This window comes from Algoriphagus aquaeductus, from assembly GCF_003253485.1.
GTDB lineage: Bacteria > Bacteroidota > Bacteroidia > Cytophagales > Cyclobacteriaceae > Algoriphagus > Algoriphagus aquaeductus.
Genome location: NZ_QKTX01000001.1, coordinates 357,575 through 376,632 on the forward strand (window position 1 = coordinate 357,575; position 19,058 = coordinate 376,632).

Here is a 19,058-nt window from a genome sequence, read left to right on the forward strand (position 1 = left end):
GAGGGACAGATTTTCTGTCCCTTGCTTTTCTCATAGGGATGTTAAAAGATTGACTAGCAGAGGAGGAGCGAGATGTTTGATCACAAATACAATGTGCTGTTTGCTTCAGGATTGGGCATTTATTCTTTCTTGAACATCTATTTTTTGGATGGTGACCGGTTGTTTGCCGTAAACTTGGCAGCCATTCCGCTTTTTATGCTGATTTTGATTTTGTGCTTATCAGTTTGGGCAATCAATCTTTTTATTCAAAAATTTATCCTGGAAAACGTTTCCAATTTTCACCCATTATTGGTTCAGTTTGGATTGGGAGCACTAGGAGTGCTGGTGCTGTCTTTTTTGTCCTCTGAGATTTCCGGAAGCTTACTGGGAGGTCCTTTTCGATTTTCTTTGCAAAATTTCCTGTTGACCGCCGCTTTTACCTCCCGAATCAATCTGTTTCTCAACTCGGTTAATGCAATTTATTTTTTCAGTGAAAAGCTAAAACAAAAGGCAGTGGAAGCCGAGAAACTGAAATCATTGACTTCTGAGGCCAAGCTTGTTTCGCTTAATTCACACCTCAATCCTCATTTTTTTTTCAATAATCTCAGTACGCTGTCTGTATTGATTCATGAAGATGTCCAGCTGGCTGATAAGTATCTTCAAAAGCTCAGCGAGATTTATCGGTATATTTTGAATAACAGAGGCAATGAACTGGTTCGATTAAATCAGGAACTTGATTTTTTGAATAACTACCTAGACTTGTTGTCTATCAGATTTGAGCAATCCTTAAAATTCAAAGTAAGTATTGAGTCGTATTCAAGCCACTTTTTGATTCCTCCGGCAGTGTTGCAGTTGTTGGTGGAGAATGTCGTCAAACACAATTATTTTACCCAAAAAGAGCCATTGGAAGTGAAGATCAGTTCCAAGGGCAAAAGGCTTTCGATCTGGAACAAAAAACAGCCCAAGGAGGTGGTGGATTATTCCTCGGGCATTGGGCTTCAAAACATATCTGACAGATATAGGTTTCTAAATCTGGCAATCACTATTGAAAATGCCAAAGATTATTTTCAGGTCGAACTTCCTTTGATTGATGACAAAGAACTTACTTTTAGTTGAAGATGAGCCTTTAGCTCAAGCCAGGATCAAATCTATAGTCCTCAAGCATTTTCCGGAATGGAATCTGGCTGAGCCCATTCAAAGTGTTAGGGAATTGAACGAGGCGCTGGAAAAGCAGGAGGAATTTGATCTGATTCTTTGTGATGTTCATCTGGCTGATGGACTTAGTTTTTCGGGATTTCAAGGCAAAGAAATTCATGTTCCGGTCATATTTATAACCGCCTACGACCAATATGCTTTACAGTCATTCGAACATAATTGCATCGATTACCTGCTCAAGCCCATTCAGGAAGACCGTTTGGTCAAGGCTTTTGAAAAGGTTGAGAAGTTTTCATCATCCAAGCGTTCGATTCCTTTTCCAAAAGAGTTTTTCAATGAATTTTTAAGTCGATACACGCAGAAAAATTATAAAAAACGATTCTTAAGCCGGTCGGGAAACCGTCTTTGTTTCATTCCATCAGAATCCGTCGCGTATTTCTATGCAGAAGAAGGGGTGACTTTTTTGATTGAGTCAGGTTCGTCTCACAAGCATATCGTAGATCATTCGCTCAACGAATTGGAGAAGGAGTTGTTGGATCCCAATAAATTTTACCGAATCAATCGGTCGGTGATCATCAATCTGGATAATCTGGTTGAAATGAGGCCTTACATCAATGGGAGATTGGTCGTTTCGCTCAATGTCAAATCTGAGGAGTCGCTGATTGTGGCCAGGGAAAAAGTAAGTGAGTTTAAGTCATGGATCAATCAATAATCGGGATATGAAAGTCATTTTCACGCTGGTTTTGTTGATCTTTTCTGCGGCCAATTTGTCGGCCCAGAGTACCTCCCTTGATTCGCTCAAACGCGCTGTGACCCAATTGGATCAAGACTTGTATCAGGTTCAGCTCCATTTGCATCAATCCCAGTCGCAATTGCGACAAGGAATCGTAGTGGCCACTTTGGGGTACACCGTGACGATCATTGGAGGCCAACTACTGGGGACGCGTCCCAAAGTGGGGGAAACATTGCTTTACGTAGGTGGTGCCACAGGACTGGTGGGCACGGTGATTCTGTTCAGAGGTTTTAAAAAAATCAGCCTTGGGCCACCACTTCCCAGGAGGAGTTAGCTGTCTTTTTTGGAGGAAGTTTCTTCATCTGGGCCCAATGGGCGCACCATGATGACTTTTTCCCTGTCGACCATCACTGATCCCGGTGCACTTCCTTTTACTTTTCTGACAAATTTCACCTCAGTCAGAATCACCGGAGCAAGTGAGTCCGTTTTCAATTTGGAATAAAATGCGGCCAAACCTGCCGCTCTTTCGATCACTTGTGGAGGTATCCCATTCATTCCTTTCGTGCGGATGACCACATGGGAACCAGGTACCTGCCGGGCGTGTAGCCAAAGGTCATTTTTATGAACAAATCCGCGGAGCATTTCATCATTGTCCTTGGCTGATTTGCCTACCCAAATGGTAAATCCTTCGAATTCAAATACCTTGAAAGGGAGACTTCCGGCCTCTTTTTGATTGATTTTATCCTCTGGATTTACTTTCAAAAAGGCTTTTAATCCGCGAAACTCTTTGATCGACTCCACTAGGACGATTTTTTTCTCCAGTTCCATCGCCAAGCTTCTTTTGGCAGCCAGGGTCTTCTCGATCTGATTCAGTTCAAGTTGTCTGTTTTTGGATTTTCGATACAAGGAAGCGGCCAAATCCTGAGGCTTCTGATTGGGTTTTAATTTGACCAAAATCATCTCCCCCGTGTAAAATTGATGAATCTCCGCTTCTTGGACGCCTTCGGAGAAGACATGCAAATTGGCCATGATTACATCGGCAAATTGGGCAGGCGGAGGTGAGGATTTGAGTTCGTCTAATTTTTCGGATGACTTTTTCAGATAGGAAAGTGTCTTTTTGAGTTGTTCTTGATAGGATTTAAGGAGTTTGGTTTTTTCTTTTTCAAAATTTCCGATGACCAGTGCCCGATAAAACAATTCATTGCAGGCTTGGACAGGGTCTGAGAAACTCCCAAAGGAATCGGATTCAGGCAGCAGACTGAGGGTGATTTCCCCTTCTTTTTCCACCATTGAAAAAAGCGGAGCATCCAGCAGGTCCAGCAAGTCCTGCATCAGATTCCATTTGGTGCTCAAATCAGCATCCGGGTATCCTCTCTCCTTGAGCCAGTTTCTGGGGATTTGTCCTAAGGTGGGAAGAAACTGTGCCGCATTTCCTTGGAGTTCTTCAAATCTTTCCCAAGTCAAATCAAGAGGTCTTTCCAGCGATTTCCAATCGAGTGTCTTGTCTTCTTTGATTTCGTTTCGAAAGAGGGCGGTTGGAGAAGTCTCGTCGGCGTGGTAGAGCAGGATATTGCTACGGTTACCATGGAGTTTAAAAATCAGTTTTTTGCCGGATGCAAGCTCAAATCTCATGGCTCTTTCAAAAGAAAAGACATGACAGGAAAGAATCTGATCTCCTACGAGTTCTGCAAAAAGGTCGATGCTGTTTCTTTTGGCCCGGTGAAAATGATCAGGAAAGCTCAGGTACACTTGAGGGGGTAGCAAATGCGCCCGGATATATCGTGTGCCTTGGTTTCCCTGCGTTTCAATAATCAGTTCGTCTTTACTCTGGGAAAAACAGCTCAGGATCGAACAGCCGGCAAATTCTTCTGAAAGGGCAGGGGCTAAATATCGTAGAAAATGATAATTGAGATGCATCAGGGCAAAATTAGCTCTAAGCCATCGTATGCCAGAAAAATTCCTTCGGGAAGTTCCTGTTCGATATCCTGATGTTTTCCCAGTCGATGGGAGATGTGTGTGAAAAAGGTCTTTTTCGCACCTATTTTGATGGCCTGATCGATGGCTTGATCCAAGGTGAAATGAGAAATATGGGACTCCTTCTGCAGGGCATTGATTACCAAGATCTCTGTTCCCTCCAAAAGTTTGTAAGAATCCTCGGGGATAAAGTTGGCATCCGTGATGTAGCTGAAGTCGCCTATTCTGAATCCCAAAACAGGAAGTTTGTAATGAAGAACAGGAATGGGGGTGATGCCGATTCCATTGATATGAAAGGCATGTTCATCAATTTCAATACAATTGACCTGAGGTACCCCCGGGTATTTTTTGTCGTTGAAAATGTAAGCGTATTCACGTTGCAGTTGCTCCAAAACCGGCTTTCTTCCAAATACCGGCATGTCCATTTGCTGGGAAAAATTAAACGGACGGATATCATCCAAACCGGCCGTGTGATCCTTGTGCTCGTGGGTAAACAAGACTGCATCCAGTTTTTTGATCCCCGCTCTGAGCATTTGCATCCTGAAATCAGGTCCGGTGTCAATCACCAGAGAAGTTTGATCCGTTTCGACAAAGACCGAGGTCCGAAAACGTTTGTCACGAAAATCCAGGGATTGGCAAACCTGACATTCACAACCGATGACGGGAACGCCTTGAGAAGTGCCTGTACCTAGAAAATTAACTTTCAAAACTTGAGGGTGGTTTGTCTTAACTCGTTGAGGAAGTCTTGATTGGTTTTCTCTTTAAACTCGGACGGTTCAAGATTCAGTTCAGAAAGGATGTCAATCAAGGCGTTGATCTTTCCTTCCAAAGGAAAGTATTTGTTGACGATGACGATCTTGGTGTCTTTGAGTACACAGTAGCCGGATTTGAAATTCCCTTTTTCGTAGCGAAGAATGTAGCTCGAAGCTGAAAAAAGGTTTTCCAGTTTATCCAAAAAATGCTTGGTGTACTTGACTGCCATCGGGTTAGCTGAGGAATTTTTTGACTGTGGCCAGCACTACGTCGTAGTCCAAGGGTTTTTGGATAAAGTCATTGAACCCGAATTTTCGAAATTCTTCGGGAGTATAATTTGGGGCATTTCCGGAAATGGCAATGATGGGAAGTTTGCTCTTTTTTGGGTCGGCAAGGCTTCTTATTTCTTTGGTACATTGCACCCCGTCCATGACAGGCATGGTAATATCCATCAGGATCAGATCAAAATCTTCATTGGCCAGAAGGTCCAGCACCTGCTTGCCATTTCTTGCGGCCTTCATTTGATAATTTTCAAATGCGAGGACGTTTTTGGTCAGATTGATGATAATGGAGCTGTCTTCTCCAACAAGGATTTTTTTTGGTTCACTCATGGTTCAAAAATAGTTTCTCGGTTGAAAAAACCGCTGAATTCAAGAATATCATTTTTCAAATTTTTCAAATTTTCCGCAAAATCAGCAATCCTGCCCTGTCTTCCAATGGATTCACAGGCATGGGAGGATTGGTAGATTTTTTCCGCGCCCAGGGTACCCGCATTGCCTTTTAAGGTATGGAGTTTCTCCAATAGTTCAGGGAATTTTTCTTTTAAAGGGTCGGCTTCCATCATTTCTAGAAGCTCTTCACATTCCAAAATCAGATCTTGGTATACTTTCTTAATCCCTTCTTTGGAGTTGTATTTCAAAAGCTGTGCAAGTGTTGTCTTATTCAGAATTACCGGCTCCGAGGGAGTGGATACCACCAAAGTGTCCGCTTGGGAACCTTTTTTGAAATGAGATTGAATCGTCACAATGAAGTCTCGGGGCCTGATGGGCTTGGTGATAAAATCATCAAACCCCTGGTCCAAGAAGGTCTGCCGATCTCCTTCATCCGCAAAGGCAGTGACCGCCAAAATGGGACATGAGCCATGCGAACTTTGTCTTATTTTTTTCATGGCGGTGATTCCGTCCATTTGTGGCATTTGAATATCCATCAAGATCAAGTCAAACGGGAATTGGGAAGCTTTCTCTACTGCCTCCAATCCATTTTGAGCAGACTGAAATTCATAAAGCTGCCCCACCAGATTTTCAAAAAGTTTTCTGTTGAGGTCGTTGTCGTCCACGATCAAGACATTTTTGCTTTTCATCGCAATCCTATTGATTTTTGACTATCCTTAAACATTTCCAAATTTGACTGATCAAAAATTTTTAATCCTGGTCGTAGGTCCGACGGCAGTCGGCAAAACAGATCTATGCTTAAAACTAGCCAAAAAATTTAAAACCGAGATCATCTCTTGTGACAGTCGACAATTTTATAAGGAATTGAACCTGGGTACTGCCAAACCCAGCCCAGAGGAACTTGCCCAAGTTCCGCATCACCTGATTGATTCCTTGTCGATTGAGGAGGAGTACGATGTGAGAAAATTTGAGCAGGATGCGCTCAGGATTTTAGCAAAGCTGTTCAGGACGCGAAATGTGGTCATCATGACAGGAGGAAGCGGGCTGTTTGCAGATGCCGTGGTCAAAGGATTGGATGAAATCCCGGATGTAAATCCTGAGGTGAGGGAGGAGATTATTCGGGAGTTTGAATCCCGGGGATTGGAATGGCTTCAAGCTGAAGTGGAAAAATCAGATCCGGAATTCTATAGTCAGGCCGATCGGTTCAATCCGCAACGCTTGATGAGGGCATTGGAAGTCTATCGAGGAACAGGACTAAAGTTCAGTAGCTTTCGGGTCAGGAAAAAAGTGGAACGATCCTTCAAAACCATCAAAGTAGGCCTGAATCGTGATCGGGAGGAATTGTATCGCCGAATCGACCTGAGGATGGATGAAATGATCGGAAGAGGGCTTTTTGATGAGGCGGATGCACTTTTTGGCAAACGATCCCTGAATGCCCTTCAAACCGTCGGTTATACTGAGATTTTTGGCTACAGGGAAGGGAAGTACGATCGGGAGGAAGCTATTCGATTGCTCAAGCGAAACTCAAGACGGTATGCCAAGCGGCAACTGACCTGGTTTAGAAGAGATCCTGAGATTCAATGGTTTCATCCTGATCAGGAAAATGAAATCTTTGCCTGGATTTCTTCTCAAATGGCATGAAACCCGCCGATCGCTGCCACCCAATTGTAAGGTGCTTTTTTGATGAGGGCGTTGTATTGATGGCGATTGACTTTTAGCTCACGGATCAAATCCAGGCTTTTCTGAGGGACAGATTTTTTTTCAGGCGCAGTTTTCCAGGAATCCATGATTTTGTCAGGATCGGCCAGTTCACCTGATTTTAGTCCTAGTGCGGGGTGGGCATTTCCAAGCTGTGCAAATAACTCCCGCTGAAGAATCAGTTTCTTTTGGAGTGTGTTTTTTACGGTCAGGAAAAAGAGCAGGCAAGCACCTCCCATGGTCAGAAATAATGGTATGTATCCCATATCAAATACTTAAGATATCTATCAGTTTGAGGTGATCTGGGATGAGCGGTTTGGGTTGTCCTATACAGTCACCAAATGGTGTATAGACCACTTCCATTTTCATGACTCCAGCCATACAGTTGGTTTTTCCTTGAATCAGACCTTCTACCGCAGCCATTCCGCAGCGGCTCGCCAATACCCGATCTCTTGCTGTTGGTTTTCCTCCCCGTTGGATATGTCCCAGAGTCGTTACTTTAAACTCTTTATTGGGGTCTTTGATTTTTTCTTTGACCATTTTCATGATCTCTTCAGCGCTACCCAGGTCATCACCTTCAGCCACCACGATGATACTGGAGGTTTTGGTTTTTCTTAGATTTTTTAGGGACTTGACTACTTGATCCAGGTCAGTTTTGGTTTCAGGCACCATCACAAACTCGGCACCGCCACCGATCCCTGATTCTACGGCGATAAATCCGGCATCTCTTCCCATCACCTCTACAAAAAAGATTCGGTCATGGGCAGCTGCGGTGTCGCGGATTTTGTCAATTGCTTCCAATGCGGTATTTACGGCTGTGTCAAACCCGATCGTATAGTCCGTTCCGTAAATATCATTGTCAATTGTTCCTGGACAGCCGACGGTCGGAATGCCGTATTCTTCGTAGAAAACTTTGGCGCCGGTGAAGGTTCCGTCTCCGCCAATGGCAACCAATCCCTCTATTCCGAGAGCTTTTAGGTTTTCATAGGCTTTTTTCCTTCCTTCCGGAGTCCGAAATTCTGCCGATCTGGCGGATTTGAGAATAGTCCCTCCCCGCTGTACGATATTGGATACCGAGTGGGAGTACATTCTTTTGATATCTCCTTCGATCATCCCTTCATATCCGTGGTATATTCCATAAACCTCCAATCCATGGAAAATTCCGGTACGAACTACTGCCCGGATGCAGGCATTCATCCCGGGTGAATCTCCTCCAGAGGTAAAAACAGCGATTTTCTTCATGCGATATTTTTCGGGTTACAATCAGGTCTTGAGACCTTCCATGGTGGGGGATCATCCTTCCCATGAACTGATCTTTGAGCATAGGTTTAAGCGCCCAAAAATAGACATTCTAACAGGAATAAATGTAGATACAATAAAAAATGAGCAAGGAATTTTGGAGTTCAAAAGAGGAGTATTTTTTACATTGGAATGTTTTGAAACGGGAGAGCTGGAATATGGATGACATAAAGAAAGAGGAAGGGAAACTTCCACAAATTGGCCTGGGATGTATGTCTTTGCCGGATGATTTTAAGAGTTCACAATTTCTGATCGAAAAAGCTCTGGATCTTGGTATTACTTTTTTTGACACGGCGGATTTGTATCAGCGGGGAGAAAATGAGTGTAATCTCGGAAAGGCACTGCTTGGCAAACGTGACCGGGTAATACTCGCTTCTAAAGTTGGAAATCAATGGAATGCGGAGGGAACCTCTTGGTCTTGGAATCCGACCAAAGCCTACATTCTTCAGGCCGTGGAGGCGAGCCTGAAACGTCTTCAAACCGACTATCTTGACCTTTACCAACTCCACGGAGGTACTCTAGAAGATCCTTGGGAAGAGACGTTGGAAGCATTTGAAATGCTCCGGCAGCAGGGTAAAATCAAGTTCTTCGGTATTTCTTCCATCCGTCCCAACGTGATCCGAAAAGTGATGGCCATGAATCCGCCAAAAACCATCATGATGCAATACAGTCCTCTGGATCGAAGGCCTGAGGAAGAAGTTTTTCCTTTTCTCGAAAAGTCAGAAACCAAAGTCCTGGTTCGTGGATCATTTGCCAAGGGATTATTGATCAATAAGCCTGAGACTGATTTTCTGGACCTAAAAAAAGACCAGGTAAGGGAAATAAGGCAGACAATTGTCGATTCAGGCTTCATGCCGGAAGCAGTACTGATCCGATTTGGCTTGGAGCAAAAGTCAGTGGGAAGCCTGATTATCGGGGCCAGTTCGGTGCCTCAGATCGAAAAAATCATGGAAGGATATAGGCAAAGCGCACAGGTCCCTACGGAATTAATCCACCGATTGAAAGCGGATTTTCCCGCTAATCGATATGAAGAGCATCGCTGAGGCAGGAAAATCGCTTTTAAAATTGGGTTATTCAACACCTGGAACTGAGGCTTCGTGAAACTTTCTTTTGAAATCAAATGGATTTAAACCAATGAGGCCATTTAGCAAATTAAAAACTTCAGCAAAGCGCTGTAGGGGAAGATTACCTATTGATTAGCTTTGAATGCAGCTCTTGATTTCCTTAACTCTCTTCATGGTTAAATTTTTTGAGCCTGCATTCTATTCTTCATAGTAAGATTTAATTGTAATCTATTTATCCGCTTTCATACCAGGAGGCTTAGCTAGCTTATGAAATTTCTCAAAAAGGCAGAAATCGAGGATCCTTCGGTCACTTGTACTGAGCTTGTCGAAGTATCGGTCTTTCGACCCATTAAACAAAGTGAATTTGGCTGGTGGTGCAATAGCGGAAAATCATAAATAGTAATTTTCAAAAGCGATTTCCCTATCGTTGAGGATTCTTGTTGGTTGGACTTTTAAAAAAATGGTACTTTCGGATTTCACACCCTAGCCCAAATCTTATGCTGAAGAGATTCTTACCAGTAATTACCATCGGCCTTTTATTGGCCTGCCAAATTCCCAATCCAAACGATGAACTTAGCCGCTGGGAAGCCCAAGCGGAACGGGTGGAGATCATTCGGGATGATTTCGGAGTGCCTCATATCTATGGGAAGAGCGATGCAGATGCGGTTTTTGGTTTGCTGTATGCCCAGTGTGAGGATGATTTCCGAAGAGTAGAGCGGAATTACCTATGGGCTACCGGAAGATTGGCCGAATTGGAAGGGGAGAAAGAGTTGTATTCCGATCTTAGAGCCAACCTTTACATGACGGAGGAGGAAGCTAGGCAAACGTATGAGAAAGCTCCGGTTTGGCTGAAAGAGCTTTGCGTAGCATTTGCAGATGGAGTCAATTACTATTTGCATACCCACCCGGAAGTCAAGCCTCAGGTGATCACCAAGTATGAACCTTGGATGCCCATGTTTTTCTTCGAAGGCTCAATCGGTGGAGATATTGAGCGGATTTCTACTTCCGCCTTGCAGGCTTTTTATGAGCAAGATTCGGCCTTGGCATTGGTTGATTCCAAAGCCATTGAGCAGCAGCTTCTGGACGAGCCCCAAGGCTCCAATGGGATTGCCATCGCACCAAGTCTCTCTGAGTCGGGCAATGCCATGCTCCTGATCAATCCGCATACTTCCTTTTACTTCAGACCCGAAGTGCATGTGATCAGTGAGGAAGGACTGAATGCTTACGGTGCGGTGACTTGGGGGCAGTTTTTTGTCTATCAGGGTTTCAATGAAAAGACAGGGTGGATTCATACGTCCACTTTTGTGGACTTTATCGATGAGTTTGTGGAGGAAGTGGGGGAGGAAAATGGAAATTATTTCTATCGATTCGGTGAAGAAAAGCGTCCGGTGGAAACCCGAGAAGTCACTCTGAAATACAAAGAAGGGGGTCAGCTGAAAGAGAAAACCTTTACCATCTATCGTACCCATCATGGTCCGATTACCCATCAGCAAGACGGAAAGTGGGTGGCAACCCGAATCAATTGGGATCCGGTCCATGCGTTGGAGCAAAGCTATACCCGAACCAAGCTCCATAATTTTGCGGAGTTTAAGGACATGATGAATATCCGGACCAATAGCTCCAACAATACGGTTTTTGCCGATGCTGAAGGAAATATTGGGTATTTCCATGGCAACTTTATCCCGAAGCGAAATCCAGCGTTCGACTTTTCCAAACCGGTGGATGGAACCAATCCCGCCACGGATTGGCAAGGGCTGCATACCGTGGACGAAAGCATCGTGATCCTCAATCCGGGTACGGGTTGGATCCAAAACTGTAACTCCACGCCGTTTACTGCCGCAGCTGAATTTAGCCCCAAAAAAGAAGACTATCCTGCCTACATGGCTCCCGATTCGGAAAATTTCCGTGGGCTGCATGCAGTCAAAGTCTTGCAGGATCTTCAGGGCAAGCTCAACTTGGACAGTTTCCTGAGTTTGGCCTATGATCCTTACCTGCCGGCGTTTGAATTTCTGATCCCGGAGTTGCTCAAGGCAGTGGGCAGTGGTGCAAATCCGGAGCATAAACAAGTGATTGACTTGCTCAAAACCTGGGATTTCCGAACTTCCAAGGAGTCTGTGGCGATGTCGGTCGCTCATTTTTATGGAGAGAATTACCAACGTGCCTTCCGCAGCCTGAACCGTTTTGCCCAGCCAAATCCTAATGCGAAAATTCCTACTTCGGCAGAGATCAAGGAGGTATTTGCTCAGACCTTGGAGCAGATGAAGGCTGACTTTGGCACCTGGAATACCCCTTGGGGTGAGATCAACCGATTCCAGAGATTGAATGGAGATATCAATGCCGCTTTTGATGACAGCAAACCCTACATTCCGGTGGGATTGGCTTCCGGAAATTGGGGAGCCTTGGCAGCATATGGGGCGAGATCAACAGAGAATACCAAGAGGCTGTATGGATATCGAGGGAATAGTTTTGTCGCTGTGGTGGAGTTTGGCGAAAAGGTGAAAGCCAAAACCATTCTTGCCGGCGGCCAAAGTGCTGATCCTAATTCTCCTCATTTCTTTGATCAGGCGCAGCGCTATGCAGACGTGGATTTCAAGGAGGTGGCATTTTACAGAGAGGACGTGGAGCAGCGCGCTACTTCCAAATATCATCCGGGTAAACCTTAAAATGAAAATTTTTCGGCTTGGATTTCAGGATTTTAGGATAGTTAAAAATATCTTTTAGTGTATCTATGAATCCTCTTTAAATAAATGACCGTTTGTTAAGCCAATTAAGAACTTCAAAGTTCTTGGTTAAATTTTGGTTTAATAAAGAACAAAACCCCTGCTTACTGAGCGGGGGTTTTGTTTTAGGGACTTTTTGGTTACGGAATTATCCTGAGGTAGCAAACGGCCCGAAAGTAGAAGTTTTCTTGTCTCTAGACCTGCATACCACCGATTTCCAGGGGCAATGGGGATTTGGCGTTAGAACGGAAGGTCGGAGGTGGCGGCTTCCATTTGTGCTTTTTCAACTTTAGACCCGCCACCCAACAACAAAATTTCGTTGACCACTACTTCCGTGATGTATTTTTTCTCCCCGTTTTTGTCGGTATAGGACCGATTGGAGAGCTTGCCTTCGACCGCGATTTCCGAACCCTTGTCAGTGTACTTATCCAGGATTTCCGCATTTTTCCCCCAGATGACCAGGTTGGTCCAGGTGGTTTCAGTAACTTTTTCACCTTTGGCATTGCGATACACCTCGTTGGTAGCAATGTTTACCCGTCCGACCACTTTGCCTGATTCGAGGGTTTTGATTTCGATTTTGTCGCCAAGGCGACCGATCAGCTGAACTTTGTTTCTTAGCGCATTCATGGTTTTAAAATTTAGATGTGAAAGATTTGTTTTACGTTTTCGCCAGAGGAAAACTGATGATCCAAAGTTGGGGGATGAGGATCAGAGGAGTCGGTAAAGAAACATTTGTATCCGATTGTAGTCGGTTGCAGTCGGGAAAAAGGCCAAATTTTAAAATTGAAGGCCTGTTTAGTAGCTGGGATAGGAATGAGGAAATTTTTTGATTTCCATTTTCTCAAGTTTTCCCCTTCAGAGTGATCTATTGGAAGGGCATTTTTGTGGAAGAAAAAGCAAGCATTTCGACCCGAATTCCAAATTCCCAACTTCAAAAATCCCCAAATACAAAATAAAATGTGAAAAACTGATATCAAGTGTTGCGTTCTTGTTTTTAACTGAATAGTTTAAGGTTTTTAAAACTTACTTTTCACAGCCATGAAACACAACAGTCAAGTAGGCGCTTACCTCGCAAGAGGGCAGGAATGCCAGGATTTTTGGTGGGAGAGAGTAAATCGGAAATACCCGCAACTATTGCGTAAGGCGTACAAATGGGCTTGCCTTACGCAGTAATTGCGTAAGCACAAACGTTATAGCCAATGCTAAAAAGACACCGTACCATGACAATAGACAAAGTAATAAAGACTGAAATATGCCAATGAACGAACAGGAGACCCGTTATCACTTAATAGACCCAGTATTAAGAGCTAAAGGGTATGACGATATAACAAAACTTAAATGCGAGACACCTGCTCCTGTTGAGCCGACTGGCCCGAAAGGACGCAGAAAGAAAGGTTCAGGGCGGACAGACTATTTGCTTTGTGTGAAGGCCGGAACAATGCCTAAACCTTTGCCTGTGGCTGTATTGGAAGCAAAGAAAGAGGACGAAGACCCGTTGAAGGGTATGCAACAAGCAAAGAAATATTCCGAATGTGAAAGGTTTGAAGTAAAATATGTTTTTGCCAGCAATGGACATCTTTATGGCGAGTACGACCACTTTACCAAAATGCAAGCGGGTACGTTTCCGCTGAAAGACTTTATAACTCATGACGACCTGACAGCCCGTTATGCAAAAGACACAGGCATTGACCTTGGTACACCCGAAGCACAGATTTTATTCATGCCCGACAGTCCGCCATGGAACAGATACCGCTATTATCAGGATGCTGCCATTCGTGCAGCTTTTGAAAAAATAATTCTTCAAATACAAAAAGGCGAAGACCCAAGAGTGTTGCTTTCATTGGCAACGGGTGCAGGTAAAACCATCATTGCAACAAACCTGCTTTGGCGACTGAACGAAGCAGGACAACTTCCAAAACCTGCCTTGTTCCTTTGCGACAGAGACGAATTGAGAACACAGGCCTATGAAAAACTAAGTGCTGCCTTTGGCGACAATGTTCGCATAGTAAAAACCGAGAAAGGCGAAAACGCTGCAAAGAATGCCCGCATTCACATTGCCACGTACCAAACATTGGGTTTGGATGATGAAACACCCGATGATAAAATAGCCAGTTTCTTATCCGAACATTATCCTGAAAATTCTTTTAGCATTATCATCATTGACGAGTGCCACCGTTCTGCATGGGGCAAGTGGAGTGAAGTATTGAAACGCAATCCCAAAGCCATTCATTTAGGATTGACTGCCACACCACGCAAGCTGGTAACAAGAAAAGAACTGCCACCGGAAGAAATGGAAATTTCCGCCAACAACTTCAACTACTTTGGCGAGCCTGTTTACGAATACACGTTGGCACAGGCACAAGAAGATGGCTATTTAGCTGCCTGCGAAATTGTAAAACGCAAACCTGACATAGACAAGCGTGTTTTCACCAAACAGGAAATACTGGCGGCAAAAGTCACCAACATCAAAACAGGGCAGCCGCTAACAGAAGCCGACCTGACCAAAGACACTTACACAGGAAAGGATTTTGATGATGAAGTTTTCATTGAAATGCGAACCCCTGCCATGTGTGCCGACTTGTTTCAGCAGTTGATTGAAAACGGTGGACCCGAGCAGAAAGTCATCATCTTTTGTAACCGTGAAATTCATGCCGACCGTGTGGTGATGTACATGAATAACCTGTATTCAAAATGGTGCAAGGAAAACAATCAGGTTATTAAAGACGATTACGCCTTTAAGTGCATGGGCGGCACAAACAACGGTGCTGACAAAATAGAACCAATGCGGGGTTCAGGACAAAGAGCTTTTATTGCTTGCACAGTTGATTTGCTGGAAGCAGGTGTGGACATTGAACGACTGAATGCCGTTGTGTTTTTCCGTTATCTGAAATCTGCCATCAAGTTTTACCAAATGGTGGGGCGTGGCACACGCATACACGAAGAAACCGAAAAATATAAATTTTGGCTGTACGATTACACTGGCGTTACCGACCTGTTTGGAACGGAGTTCATTTCCAAACCACGCAAACCGAAGGATGGTGGCGGCAATGGCGGAGGCGGTGATGATGGAGGTGATACAGGCGGAGGCGGTGGCGAGGCACCTGCCATTGGCGAAGTGCGTGGACATGCCGTAAAAATTACCCCGCAAGGGCGGTTTATTTTGGGCAGCCGTGACGGAAAAGAAATTGCCATACCTGTTGATGAATACAGAAAGGAAATAATACAGCGGGTATTAAGCGAAGCACACAACCTGGACGAGTTCCGACAGCTTTGGATTGAAACACAAAAACGGAAATCTCTCATCAATCATATTCTGGAAGCCAACTTCTCACCCGAAGTGATTAAGGAAATAGACAAGATGAACGAGTACGATATGTTTGACTTCTTCGGGCACTTAGGCTATAAAGCAAAAGCACTTAAACGAACAGAAAGAGGTTCGCATTACATAGCCGAAAACCAAACTTGGTTTGATGGCATTGATAAAAATGCAGCCACCGTACTGAAAGCCTTTGGCTACCAATTTTCGTTAGACGGCACTGATGCTTTGGAAACACCTGCCCTGTGGCAAGTGCCTGAAATAAAAGCTGCTGGCGGTATCAATGCACTAAGAATTTTGGGAACACCAAATGATGTAATTATGGACGCAAAAGGAAGATTATTTAGAGCATGAGTGCAATAACTAAGAAATTGATTGAAGTTTGTGAGGATATTGTAATGGGTCAATCTCCTGAAAGCAGTTCCTATAATTCTTTTGGAATAGGGTTGCCATTTTTTCAAGGAAAAACAGAGTTTGGAAAGCATTATCCTGTTCCTGTAAAATGGTGCAGTTCACCGAAGAAAATTGCGAAGGATGGGGATATTTTAATGTCAGTACGAGCACCAGTTGGTGCAACAAATATTGCAAATCAGGAATGTTGTATTGGCAGAGGATTGGCAGCAATAAGAGTAAATCCCGAAAAAATGGATAGGGATTTTTTGTTGCTTCAATTAAAGCATCTTGAAAAGGCGTTAATAAAAAAAGGTACGGGTTCAACATTTGAGGCAATAGGTTCTGATGTTTTATATGACTTAGAAGTTTTTGCTCCTGATTTAGAAATACAACAGAGCATTGGGAAAGAGCTTGTCAATCAACTTTCTGAAATTGAAAAAGCCAGAGAAGCGACAGAAATAATCAATCAGGATATAAAACGGCTTAAACATTTAGCACTACATGATTTTCTTTCCGAATTTAATAAAGCAGAAAAATTCAAATTGGGTGCAAAAGCTGTAACCACAAGTGGCAGTACACCATCAAGAGGACAAAAAGACTATTGGCAACCCGCAGAAATTCCTTGGATAAAAACAGGTGAAATTGCATTTGCCCCAATCACCAAATCAGAGGAATATGTTTCAGCAAAAGCATTGAAAGAATGTTCACTGAAATTGCTTCCAGTAAACACGGTTTTAATTGCCATGTATGGACAAGGCAAAACAAGAGGGCAATCCGCAATACTGAAAGTTCCTGCAACTATCAATCAGGCTTGTTTTGCCATTCTTCCGAACGAAACTTGGGATGCTGAATTTTTACAATTATGGCTCATGTATTCTTATCAGGATATGAGAAACATGTCCGAAAATCGAGGCGGTAATCAAGCCAATCTGAATGGTGATTTACTCAACTCATTTGAAGTACCAGCACCACCCATTGAAGTTCAGCGTGAAGTGGTTAAAAATATCAACGCTGCACTTACAGAATTGGAAACAATGAAAGCAAGCTGGCAGAACACAGCCGAAGAAATCAAAACCTTGCCTAATCGCTTGCTGGCTCAAGCATTTAACGAAATTAAAAATGACTAAGACAAAAGAGAAAATAAAGAAAACCCCGAAAGCGAAAAAACAGCAGAAAGCCATCGGCTCTACACAGTCATTGTCATCGTATGTAAAGGCAATCTGTGATGTAATGCGTAGGAGCAACTGTGCCAGTGCCTTGCAATATGTACCCGAACTCACCTGGATTTTGTTTTTACGCATATTGGATGCACAAGAACAAAAAGAAAGAGAAGAAGCCGAGGCATTGGGCAATAGTTATACACCTGCATTGGTAAGTCCGTTCCGTTGGCAGGATTGGGCAGCACCTTATAGCGACAAACCCGACCACCCTAAAACATCAGATGGCAAACCGCAAGGATGGAAACGGCAGGAACTTTTCGCCAAAGGCGACAAGAAATTGTTTGATTTCATCAACAATGAATTATTGCCCCACCTGCACGGCTTGGATATTGACAAAACAACGGAGCAACCCAACCCACACGCCACACCCAAACAACGCATTATCGGTCGCATCATGACAGCTGTAGAAAGGGTTCGTGTGGATAGCGAAACCAACCTACGGGATATTTTGGATAAGGTGCATCAACTACATACAGACAATGTGGACGACACGCACTTTTTCACCCTATCGCAAGTGTATGAAGATTTGCTCCTGAAAATGGGCGAAAAGAACAGCGATGGCGGACAGTTTTTTACACCCCGTGAAGTTATCCGAGCAATGGTGCTCACAGTAAACCCCGAAGCGGGCAAAACCATTTTTGACCCCTGTTGCGGAACTGGCGGATTTTTGGCAGTGGCTTATGAATTTCTCAATCAGAAATTCGGAAAGCAGATTTCAAGTACCGACATAGACACGCTTAAACACGATACATTTTTTGGCAAAGAAAAAGAGAATTTGGTATTCCCTATTGCCTTGGCAAACCTTGTGCTGCATGGCATTGACCAACCTAACATTTGGCACGGCAACACTTTAACCAATCGGGCTACTTACGGGGCATTGTTTGAAAATGCACCATCAACGTTTGACTACATTTTTACAAATCCACCATTTGGCGGCAAAGAAGGCAAAGACGCACAAAAAAGATATGCGTTTGAGACAAGCTCAACGCAAGTGCTTTTCATGCAAGATATCATTGCTCAATTATCAAAAGACGGTACTTGTGCAATCGTATTGGATGAAGGTTTGTTATTCCGCACTAATGAAAGTTCATTCGTTGAAACTAAACGCAAACTGGTTGACGAGTGCAATGTTTGGGCAATCATCAGTATGCCCGGTGGCGTGTTCTCCACAGCAGGTGCAGGCGTAAAAACCAATTTGGTGTTTTTCACCAAAGGCAAAAAGACAGAAAAGATTTGGTACTACGACCTTACACAAGTAAAAGTCGGCAAGAAAACGCCAATGACACTTGCCCATTTCGGCTATGACAAAGACGGAAACATTATTAACGACAGCAAACTCCCTGCAACACTTACAAGCGAATGGTTAGAAGATGAAAATGTAAAAGACGAGCCATTCCCGACTTATGCAAAAATGTTGGCTACCAAAGGTGAAAGCCGCTACTCATGGACAGTGGACTTTGCAGCCCGCAGAGCCGAAGCATGGGAAAAGATGCAGCCTTTCAAAGAACGAGTAGCAGAACTACGAGAAGAAAACATTCCGCTAAAGGAACAATTAAAAGTTTTCAAAAAGGATAAAAAAGACAAAGAAGAAATTGAAGCACTGGTAGAAAAAATCAGTGCCATTGAAAAAGAAATCAAAGAACAGGAAGCCATCATTGCCGACATTGATGCTAAAGTGTTTGACTTGAAAGCCGTAAATCCCAATGCAGTTGTAAAGGTAGACACACGGACAACCATAGAAGTAATTGAAAACATTGAAACACAAAGCAAAATAGTAAAAGACGCTATGAGCAAATTGAAAATGCTACTTAACCAGACAGTAAAAACCGAGACAACATGACAAGAAGCACTGGCTATAACAGCGGTTTGGCGTAATGGCGGGTTCAGTGCTTCGTATGACAGTTTTGTGGTAGGTTCAAGTGCAGTTCTTCGATTAAATTTTTGTGCTGAAAATCCGCCACTACGCCAAGCCACAAAACGTTAAATCCAGATTCTTTAAATTCATCCAACCCTTCCAATCCACTTTTGAAAGGGCTTTTTTCTTTCTCCTTTCCTCAATCGTTTCCGCAATTTCCAGTCCACT

At 43.7% G+C, this 19,058-nt stretch carries 17 protein-coding genes; 9 read left to right on the top strand and 8 right to left on the bottom strand.

Going from position 1 to position 19,058, the window contains the following annotated elements; translation table 11 throughout:
* Positions 1-72 precede the first annotated feature (72 nt).
* The 3 genes from CLV31_RS01510 to CLV31_RS01520 are packed head-to-tail and all read left to right on the top strand — an operon-like array spanning position 73 to position 2,201.
* Positions 73-1,095: a sensor histidine kinase gene (locus tag CLV31_RS01510; RefSeq protein WP_111391101.1), complete on the top strand. Its 1,023-nt coding sequence runs from the start codon at positions 73-75 to the stop codon at positions 1,093-1,095.
* Positions 1,070-1,846 carry a LytR/AlgR family response regulator transcription factor gene (locus tag CLV31_RS01515; RefSeq protein WP_111391102.1) on the top strand — a complete coding sequence of 259 codons (777 nt, stop codon included), beginning with the start codon at positions 1,070-1,072 and terminating at the stop codon, positions 1,844-1,846. The genes CLV31_RS01510 and CLV31_RS01515 overlap by 26 nt, the downstream gene beginning before the upstream one ends.
* 7 nt (positions 1,847-1,853) lie before the next feature.
* Positions 1,854-2,201: a hypothetical protein gene (locus CLV31_RS01520; RefSeq protein ID WP_111391103.1), complete on the top strand. Its 348-nt coding sequence runs from the start codon at positions 1,854-1,856 to the stop codon at positions 2,199-2,201.
* On the opposite strand, the gene CLV31_RS01525 is transcribed toward CLV31_RS01520, so the two are convergent.
* Genes CLV31_RS01525 through CLV31_RS01545 form a run of 5 tightly spaced genes read right to left on the bottom strand, consistent with a single transcriptional unit; the run spans position 2,198 to position 5,954 of the window.
* Complete coding sequence (locus CLV31_RS01525; protein WP_111391104.1) at positions 2,198-3,784, bottom strand: NFACT RNA binding domain-containing protein; 1,587 nt, start codon at positions 3,782-3,784, stop codon at positions 2,198-2,200. The two genes, CLV31_RS01520 and CLV31_RS01525, sit on opposite strands and share 4 nt — an antisense overlap.
* Entirely contained in the window at positions 3,784-4,548 is a 765-nt protein-coding gene (locus CLV31_RS01530) for an MBL fold metallo-hydrolase (RefSeq protein ID WP_111391105.1), read from the bottom strand. The genes CLV31_RS01525 and CLV31_RS01530 overlap by 1 nt, the downstream gene beginning before the upstream one ends.
* The gene (locus CLV31_RS01535; RefSeq protein WP_111391106.1) at positions 4,545-4,823 is read right to left on the bottom strand and encodes a hypothetical protein; all 279 of its coding nucleotides are present in this window, start codon (positions 4,821-4,823) and stop codon (positions 4,545-4,547) included. The genes CLV31_RS01530 and CLV31_RS01535 overlap by 4 nt, the downstream gene beginning before the upstream one ends.
* Positions 4,824-4,827: 4 nt before the next feature.
* Positions 4,828-5,205, bottom strand: a complete 378-nt coding sequence (locus CLV31_RS01540; protein ID WP_111391107.1) for a response regulator — start codon at positions 5,203-5,205, stop codon at positions 4,828-4,830.
* Positions 5,202-5,954 (bottom strand): Hpt domain-containing response regulator, encoded by a 753-nt coding sequence (locus CLV31_RS01545; RefSeq protein ID WP_111391108.1) that lies wholly within the window; start codon positions 5,952-5,954, stop codon positions 5,202-5,204. Before CLV31_RS01545 ends, CLV31_RS01540 begins: the two co-directional genes overlap by 4 nt.
* Before the next feature lie 43 nt (positions 5,955-5,997).
* Between CLV31_RS01545 and miaA the strand changes: the two genes are divergently transcribed.
* Complete coding sequence (miaA, locus tag CLV31_RS01550) at positions 5,998-6,906, top strand: tRNA (adenosine(37)-N6)-dimethylallyltransferase MiaA (RefSeq protein ID WP_111391109.1); 909 nt, start codon at positions 5,998-6,000, stop codon at positions 6,904-6,906.
* Here miaA and CLV31_RS01555 read toward each other — a convergent pair.
* Together CLV31_RS01555 and pfkA are read right to left on the bottom strand one after the other, a co-directional pair.
* The gene (locus tag CLV31_RS01555; protein ID WP_111391110.1) at positions 6,894-7,229 is read right to left on the bottom strand and encodes a hypothetical protein; all 336 of its coding nucleotides are present in this window, start codon (positions 7,227-7,229) and stop codon (positions 6,894-6,896) included. The two genes, miaA and CLV31_RS01555, sit on opposite strands and share 13 nt — an antisense overlap.
* Before the next feature lies 1 nt (position 7,230).
* Entirely contained in the window at positions 7,231-8,205 is a 975-nt protein-coding gene (gene pfkA, locus CLV31_RS01560; RefSeq protein ID WP_111391111.1) for a 6-phosphofructokinase, read from the bottom strand.
* A 140-nt stretch (positions 8,206-8,345) separates the two neighbouring features.
* Here pfkA and CLV31_RS01570 point away from each other — a divergent pair, with 140 nt between their 5' ends.
* Entirely contained in the window at positions 8,346-9,305 is a 960-nt protein-coding gene (locus tag CLV31_RS01570) for an aldo/keto reductase (RefSeq protein ID WP_245943299.1), read from the top strand.
* A gap of 518 nt (positions 9,306-9,823) precedes the next feature.
* On the top strand, positions 9,824-11,989 hold the full coding sequence (locus tag CLV31_RS01575; protein ID WP_111391114.1) for an acylase: 2,166 nt from the start codon (positions 9,824-9,826) through the stop codon (positions 11,987-11,989).
* A gap of 297 nt (positions 11,990-12,286) precedes the next feature.
* Here the strand turns inward: CLV31_RS01575 and CLV31_RS01580 are convergent, their stop codons facing one another.
* A complete protein-coding gene (locus CLV31_RS01580; RefSeq protein ID WP_111391115.1) occupies positions 12,287-12,673 on the bottom strand; it encodes a single-stranded DNA-binding protein in 387 nt (128 codons plus the stop codon).
* A gap of 631 nt (positions 12,674-13,304) precedes the next feature.
* Between CLV31_RS01580 and CLV31_RS01590 the strand changes: the two genes are divergently transcribed.
* From CLV31_RS01590 to CLV31_RS01600, 3 genes are read left to right on the top strand one after another with little or no spacing between them, the layout of a single operon-like run.
* Positions 13,305-15,716 carry a DEAD/DEAH box helicase family protein gene (locus CLV31_RS01590; RefSeq protein WP_220084308.1) on the top strand — a complete coding sequence of 804 codons (2,412 nt, stop codon included), beginning with the start codon at positions 13,305-13,307 and terminating at the stop codon, positions 15,714-15,716.
* Positions 15,713-16,882, top strand: coding sequence for a restriction endonuclease subunit S (locus CLV31_RS01595; protein WP_146250849.1), 1,170 nt, complete (start codon positions 15,713-15,715; stop codon positions 16,880-16,882). Before CLV31_RS01590 ends, CLV31_RS01595 begins: the two co-directional genes overlap by 4 nt.
* A complete protein-coding gene (locus CLV31_RS01600) occupies positions 16,875-18,815 on the top strand; it encodes a class I SAM-dependent DNA methyltransferase (protein ID WP_111391118.1) in 1,941 nt (646 codons plus the stop codon). Before CLV31_RS01595 ends, CLV31_RS01600 begins: the two co-directional genes overlap by 8 nt.
* Positions 18,816-19,058 lie beyond the last annotated feature (243 nt).

Bases quoted from the DNA above. Each gene is read 5' to 3' on its own strand.
- CLV31_RS01510 (WP_111391101.1), top strand. From the start codon at position 73: ATGTTTGATCACAAATACAATGTGCTGTTTGCTTCAGGATTGGGCATT.
- CLV31_RS01515 (WP_111391102.1), top strand. From the start codon at position 1,070: ATGACAAAGAACTTACTTTTAGTTGAAGATGAGCCTTTAGCTCAAGCC.
- CLV31_RS01520 (WP_111391103.1), top strand. From the start codon at position 1,854: ATGAAAGTCATTTTCACGCTGGTTTTGTTGATCTTTTCTGCGGCCAAT.
- CLV31_RS01525 (WP_111391104.1), bottom strand. From the start codon at position 3,784: ATGCATCTCAATTATCATTTTCTACGATATTTAGCCCCTGCCCTTTCA.
- CLV31_RS01535 (WP_111391106.1), bottom strand. From the start codon at position 4,823: ATGGCAGTCAAGTACACCAAGCATTTTTTGGATAAACTGGAAAACCTT.
- CLV31_RS01540 (WP_111391107.1), bottom strand. From the start codon at position 5,205: ATGAGTGAACCAAAAAAAATCCTTGTTGGAGAAGACAGCTCCATTATC.
- CLV31_RS01545 (WP_111391108.1), bottom strand. From the start codon at position 5,954: ATGAAAAGCAAAAATGTCTTGATCGTGGACGACAACGACCTCAACAGA.
- CLV31_RS01555 (WP_111391110.1), bottom strand. From the start codon at position 7,229: ATGGGATACATACCATTATTTCTGACCATGGGAGGTGCTTGCCTGCTC.
- pfkA (WP_111391111.1), bottom strand. From the start codon at position 8,205: ATGAAGAAAATCGCTGTTTTTACCTCTGGAGGAGATTCACCCGGGATG.
- CLV31_RS01570 (WP_245943299.1), top strand. From the start codon at position 8,346: ATGAGCAAGGAATTTTGGAGTTCAAAAGAGGAGTATTTTTTACATTGG.
- CLV31_RS01575 (WP_111391114.1), top strand. From the start codon at position 9,824: ATGCTGAAGAGATTCTTACCAGTAATTACCATCGGCCTTTTATTGGCC.
- CLV31_RS01580 (WP_111391115.1), bottom strand. From the start codon at position 12,673: ATGAATGCGCTAAGAAACAAAGTTCAGCTGATCGGTCGCCTTGGCGAC.
- CLV31_RS01590 (WP_220084308.1), top strand. From the start codon at position 13,305: ATGAACGAACAGGAGACCCGTTATCACTTAATAGACCCAGTATTAAGA.
- CLV31_RS01595 (WP_146250849.1), top strand. From the start codon at position 15,713: ATGAGTGCAATAACTAAGAAATTGATTGAAGTTTGTGAGGATATTGTA.
- CLV31_RS01600 (WP_111391118.1), top strand. From the start codon at position 16,875: ATGACTAAGACAAAAGAGAAAATAAAGAAAACCCCGAAAGCGAAAAAA.